This is a genomic window from Inquilinus limosus MP06, assembly GCF_000767795.1.
Taxonomy (GTDB): Bacteria; Pseudomonadota; Alphaproteobacteria; order DSM-16000; family Inquilinaceae; genus Inquilinus; species Inquilinus limosus_E.
On sequence record NZ_JANX01000493.1, the window covers coordinates 1 to 4,859 of the forward strand.

The 4,859-nt window shown below is 71.0% G+C and carries 5 protein-coding genes; all 5 read left to right on the forward strand.

Annotated elements, in window-relative coordinates:
* The first annotated feature begins 79 nt into the window (after nucleotides 1–79).
* The gene (locus P409_RS26735; protein WP_034845584.1) at nucleotides 80–1,216 is read left to right on the forward strand and encodes an ABC transporter ATP-binding protein; all 1,137 of its coding nucleotides are present in this window, start codon (nucleotides 80–82) and stop codon (nucleotides 1,214–1,216) included.
* Nucleotides 1,213–2,772, forward strand: a complete 1,560-nt coding sequence (locus tag P409_RS26740; RefSeq protein ID WP_034845585.1) for an FGGY-family carbohydrate kinase — start codon at nucleotides 1,213–1,215, stop codon at nucleotides 2,770–2,772. Before P409_RS26735 ends, P409_RS26740 begins: the two co-directional genes overlap by 4 nt.
* On the forward strand, nucleotides 2,769–3,806 hold the full coding sequence (locus P409_RS26745) for a 2-hydroxyacid dehydrogenase (protein ID WP_034845587.1): 1,038 nt from the start codon (nucleotides 2,769–2,771) through the stop codon (nucleotides 3,804–3,806). Before P409_RS26740 ends, P409_RS26745 begins: the two co-directional genes overlap by 4 nt.
* A 21-nt stretch (nucleotides 3,807–3,827) precedes the next feature.
* Nucleotides 3,828–4,487, forward strand: coding sequence for a class II aldolase/adducin family protein (locus tag P409_RS26750; protein ID WP_034845589.1), 660 nt, complete (start codon nucleotides 3,828–3,830; stop codon nucleotides 4,485–4,487).
* Between the two features lie 4 nt (nucleotides 4,488–4,491).
* A partial coding sequence (locus P409_RS26755; protein ID WP_034845591.1) for an FAD-dependent oxidoreductase occupies nucleotides 4,492–4,859 on the forward strand: 368 nt, incomplete at its 3' end.

Genomic DNA, 4,859 nt, shown 5'->3' on the forward strand with positions numbered 1-4,859 from the left:
GCCGGACCTGGCCCGCGCGCTGTGCTTCGACCGCGAGACCGGCGCCCGCCTGCCGGCCGCGACGGCCTGAGGAACATCAATGGCAACCCTGACGCTCGACGCCGTCTCCAAGATCTACGGGCCGCGCCTGGCCCACCCGATCCGCGCGGTCGACGCCGTGTCGCTGGCGCTGCGCGATGGCGAGCTGGTCGGCCTGCTCGGCTCCTCCGGCTGCGGCAAGACCTCGACCCTGCGCATGATCGCCGGCTTCGAGAGCGTGTCGGAAGGCACCATCCGGATCGGCGATCGGGTGATCAACGATCTGCGCCCGGCCGAGCGCAACGTCGCCATGGCGTTCGAAGGCTATGCGCTCTACCCGCCGCTGACGGTGCGCGACAATATCGGCTTCAGCCTGCTGCGCGACCGCATCCCGAAGGCGGAGGTGCAGCAGCGCGTGGCGCATGTGGCCGAGCTGCTGGAGATCGGCGACATCCTCGACCGCTATCCGCAGGCGATCTCCGGCGGTCAGCAGCAGCGCGTCAGCCTGGCCCGAGCGCTGGTGCGGCGGGCGCAGCTGTCCTTGCTCGATGAGCCGATGTCGCAGCTGGAACCGCAGCTGCGCGCCGTGCTACGGGCGCGCATCAAGGACTATTTGATCGAGCACGGGATGACGACGGTCTTCGTGACCCATGACCAGACCGAGGCGCTGGCCCTGGCCGACCGCATCGCGGTGATGGAGGGCGGGCGGCTGCAGCAATTCGCCTCCCCCACCGACCTGAAGCGGCGGCCGGCCAACCTGTTCGTCGCCGGCTTCATCGGCGAGCCACCGATGAACCTGTTCCCGGCCCGGGTGGTGCGGGAGAATGGCGGGCTGGCGGTCGAGGTGCAGGGCGAAGGCCGGGGCTTCCGGCTGCCGCATGCCGGGCACGGCCTGGCCGAGGGCGGCAAGGTCCATCTCGGCATCCGTGGCCACGAGATCCGCGTCGGCGCCGCCCGGCCCGGCGAGACGGCGCTGCAGGGCACGGTGATCGCCAACCAGTGGCTAGGCGATCAGAGCCACATCGCGCTGGACGTCGACGGCGTGCGGCTGACCATCGTCACCGACCGGGCGCTGGAGGCGGCGCCCGACACAAGGCTGGCGCTGGCCCTGCCGGAATCGGCGCTGCACCTGTTCGACAGCGACAGCGAGATGGCGATCGCCCATGGCGGCCGCCCGGCGGTGGCGGCGGCGGCATGAGCAAGGACGTCCTGATCGGCCTCGATTCCGGCACCTCGGTGGTCAAGGCCGTGGCCTTCGACCTGGACGGCGCGCCGGTCGAGCATGCGGCGCGGCCGAACGCCACGATCCCGGTCGACGGCGCCGGCATGGAGCAGGAGTTCGGCCGCACCTGGGACGACGCCGCGCTGGTGCTGCGCGAGCTGGCGGCGAAGCTGGAGGCGCGCGGCCTGCGCGTCGCCGGCATCGCCGTCACCGGCCAGGGCGACGGCACCTGGCTGATCGACCGCGACGGCGACCCGGTCGGCCGGGCCATGCTGTGGCATGACGGCCGGTCGGGCCCGATCGTCGCCGAGCTGCACAAGAGCGGCACGGCCAAGGCGGTGCAGCGCTTCACCGGCACCATGCTGAACATGTCGAACCAGTCCGGCCAGTTGCTGTGGCTGAAGCGGCACCGGCCGGAGGTCCTGGCCCGGGCCGCCACCGCCTTCCACTGCAAGGACTGGCTGTATTTCCGGATGACCGGCGAGCGGGCGACCGACGTCTCCGAGGGCACCTTCACCTTCGGCGACTATCGCACCCGCGAGTATGCGCCGGAGGTGCTGGAGCTGTTCGGCCTGCAGGACGAGGCCCGGCTGCTGCCGCCGATGGTCGACGGCGCCCGCCGGAACTCGGCGCTGACGCCCCAGGCCGCGATCGCGACCGGCCTGCCCGCCGGCACGCCGGTGGTGCTGGCCCCGGTCGATCTGCTGTGCGGCGCCCTCGGCTCCGGCCTCTACGACCCCGAGGGCCGCGCCGGCTTCACCGTGCTGGGCTCGACCGGCGCGCATATGCGGCTGGTGTTCGGGGCCGACCGGGTGACGCTGGGCGAAGAGGTCGGCTACACCATGCCCTTCGTCGCCCCGGGCAGCTACGTCTCCATGGTCTCGAACATGGCGGCGACGCTGAACATCGACTGGCTGTGCGGCGTGGTCGAGGAGGTGGCGGAGGCCGCCGGGGCGACGCTGCCGAAGCGGTCCGACCTGATCCCCCTGCTCGACGCCAAGTCCGCGGCGGCGAAGCCCGGGCGCCTGCTGTACCACCCCTTCATCGCCGAGGCCGGGGAGCGCGGGCCCTTCGTCGACAGCGCCGCCCGCGCCTCGGTCATCGGGCTGTCGGGCACCGCCGGCGCCGGCGACCTGCTGCGGGCGATCTATGAGAGCCTCGGCTTCGCCAGCCGCGACTGCTACGAGTCGGTCGGCGGCACGCCGGCGGAGATCCGCCTGGCCGGCGGCGCCGCGCGCAGCGCCACGATGCGCGGCATCCTGGCCGCCGCCACCGACGCGCCGGTCCGGCTGGTGAAGCGTGAGGAGGTCGGCGCCGCCGGCGCGGCCATGGTGGCGGCGCTGTCGTTGGGCATCCTGCCCGACATCGACACCGCCTGCGCCCGCTGGGTGACGCCGCTCTTGGCCGAGGCCGAGGCGCCCGACCCGGCGCTGGTCGAGCACTACGACCGCCTGTTCCCGCAGTACCGCGCCAGCTATCGGGCGCTGCGCCCCATCTGGCACGCATTGGACGATCTGAGGACTGAAGGATGACCCGACGCATCGCCGTGATCGGCGACCGCTTCATGCTGCCCAGCCTGTTCGTGGAAGCGCTGGAGAAGATTCCGGCCGCTCTCGACATCCGGACGCTGGAGCAGCCCTGGCCGGACGAGCCGATGGTGCATGGCTATGCCGGCACCGGGCTGTACGGGCTGAAGGAGTTCATGGGTGATCCGGACGAGATCGTCGAGTTCATCGGCGATGCGGAGATCCTGGTCACCCACCTCGCCCCCATCTCGGCCGGGATGCTGGAGCGGCTGCCGGAGCTGAAGCTGGTCGGGGTCAGCCGCGGCGGGCCGGTCAACATCGACATGAAGGCGGCCAAGGCGCGCGGCGTGAAGGTGGTGAACGCCCCCGGCCGCAACGCCAGCGCGGTGGCCGAGTTCACCATCGGCGCCATCCTGGCCGAGACCCGGCTGATCACCCGCGGCCACACCTCCCTGTCCCAGGGCCAGTGGCGCGGCGACCTGTACCGCGCCGACCTGACCGGCCGCGAGCTGTCGGAGATGACGGTCGGCGTCATCGGCTACGGCCATGTCGGCAGCAAGGTGGTGCGCCTGCTGAAGGCATTCGGCTGCCGCATCCTGGTGACCGACCCCTATGTCCAGCTCGACCCCGCCGACAGCGCCGACGGCGTGCAGCAGGTGGCGCTGGAGACGCTGCTGGCCGAAAGCGACGTGGTCACGCTGCACCCGCGCGTGACGGCCGAGACCACCGGCATGATCGGCGCCGAGGCCTTCGCCGCGATGAAGGACGGGGCCGTGTTCGTCAACACCGCGCGCGGCCCGCTGGTCGATTACGACGCGCTGTACGACGCCTTGGTCTCGGGCAAGCTGCGCGGCGCGATGCTGGAGACCTTCGCGGTCGAGCCGCCGCCGGAGGACTGGCCGCTGCTGAAGCTGCCCAACGTCACCCTGACGCCGCACATCGCCGGCGCCTCGGTGAAGACCGTCACCTACGCCGCCGGGCTGATCGCCGAGGACGTCCGGCGCTATCTGGCCGGCGAGCCCCTGCTCCGCCTCTGCTGACCCTTCGCTCAGGAACCAATCATGTCCACCGAACTCGAACTGCGCACCAGGATCGTCGAAGCCTGCCGGCAGATGAACGCCAACGGGCTGAACCAGGGCACCTCCGGCAATATCAGCGCCCGCTGGGGCGACGGCATCCTGGTGACCCCGACCGGCGTGCCCTATGACGAGATGACGCCGGACGACATCGTCGCCATGAAGATGGACGGCAGCTGGGAGCATGGCGACCACCGCCCCTCTTCCGAATGGCGCTTCCATCTCGATATCCACCGCCGCAAGCCGGAGGTGAACGCCATCGTCCATTGCCACCCGATGTATTCGACCATCCTGGCGATCCGGCACCAGGAGATCCCGGCGCTGCACTACATGATCGCCTGCGGCGGCGGCAATTCGATCCCCTGCGCGCCCTATGCCACCTACGGCACGCCGGAGCTGTCGGAGCATGCGATCGCGGCGCTGCAGGGCCGCACCGCCTGCCTGCTCGCGAACCATGGGCTGATCGCCACCGGCGCGACCCTGGGCAAGGCGATGTGGCTGGCGGTCGAGGTCGAGACCCTGGCCAAGCAGTATGTCTACACGCTGATGCTGGGCGGCCCGAAATGCCTGCCGGATGACGAGATCGACCGGGTGATCAAGAAGTTCAAGGATTACGGCCCGCGCCCGAAAAAGCAGGCGGCCTGAACGGATGGCGGACGGAGCGGAACAGCGGACCAGTGCCGTCGTCGACCTGCTGGTGGTCGGCGGCGGCGTCAACGGCGCCGGCATCGCCCGCGACGCGGCCGGGCGCGGCCTGTCGGTGCTGCTGTGCGAGAAGGGCGACCTGGCCGAGGGCACGTCGAGCCGCAGCGGCAAGTTGGTGCATGGCGGCCTTCGCTACCTCGAATATTACGAGTTCCGGCTGGTACGCGAGGCGCTGATCGAGCGCGAGGTGCTGCTGGCGGCGGCGCCGCACATCATCTGGCCGATGCGCTTCGTGCTGCCGCATGACAGCTTCCTGCGCCCGGCCTGGCTGCTGCGGACCGGGCTGTTCCTGTACGACCATCTCGGCGGCCG

Bases quoted from the DNA above. Each gene is read 5' to 3' on its own strand.
- P409_RS26735 (WP_034845584.1), top strand. From the start codon at position 80: ATGGCAACCCTGACGCTCGACGCCGTCTCCAAGATCTACGGGCCGCGC.
- P409_RS26745 (WP_034845587.1), top strand. From the start codon at position 2,769: ATGACCCGACGCATCGCCGTGATCGGCGACCGCTTCATGCTGCCCAGC.
- P409_RS26740 (WP_034845585.1), top strand. From the start codon at position 1,213: ATGAGCAAGGACGTCCTGATCGGCCTCGATTCCGGCACCTCGGTGGTC.
- P409_RS26750 (WP_034845589.1), top strand. From the start codon at position 3,828: ATGTCCACCGAACTCGAACTGCGCACCAGGATCGTCGAAGCCTGCCGG.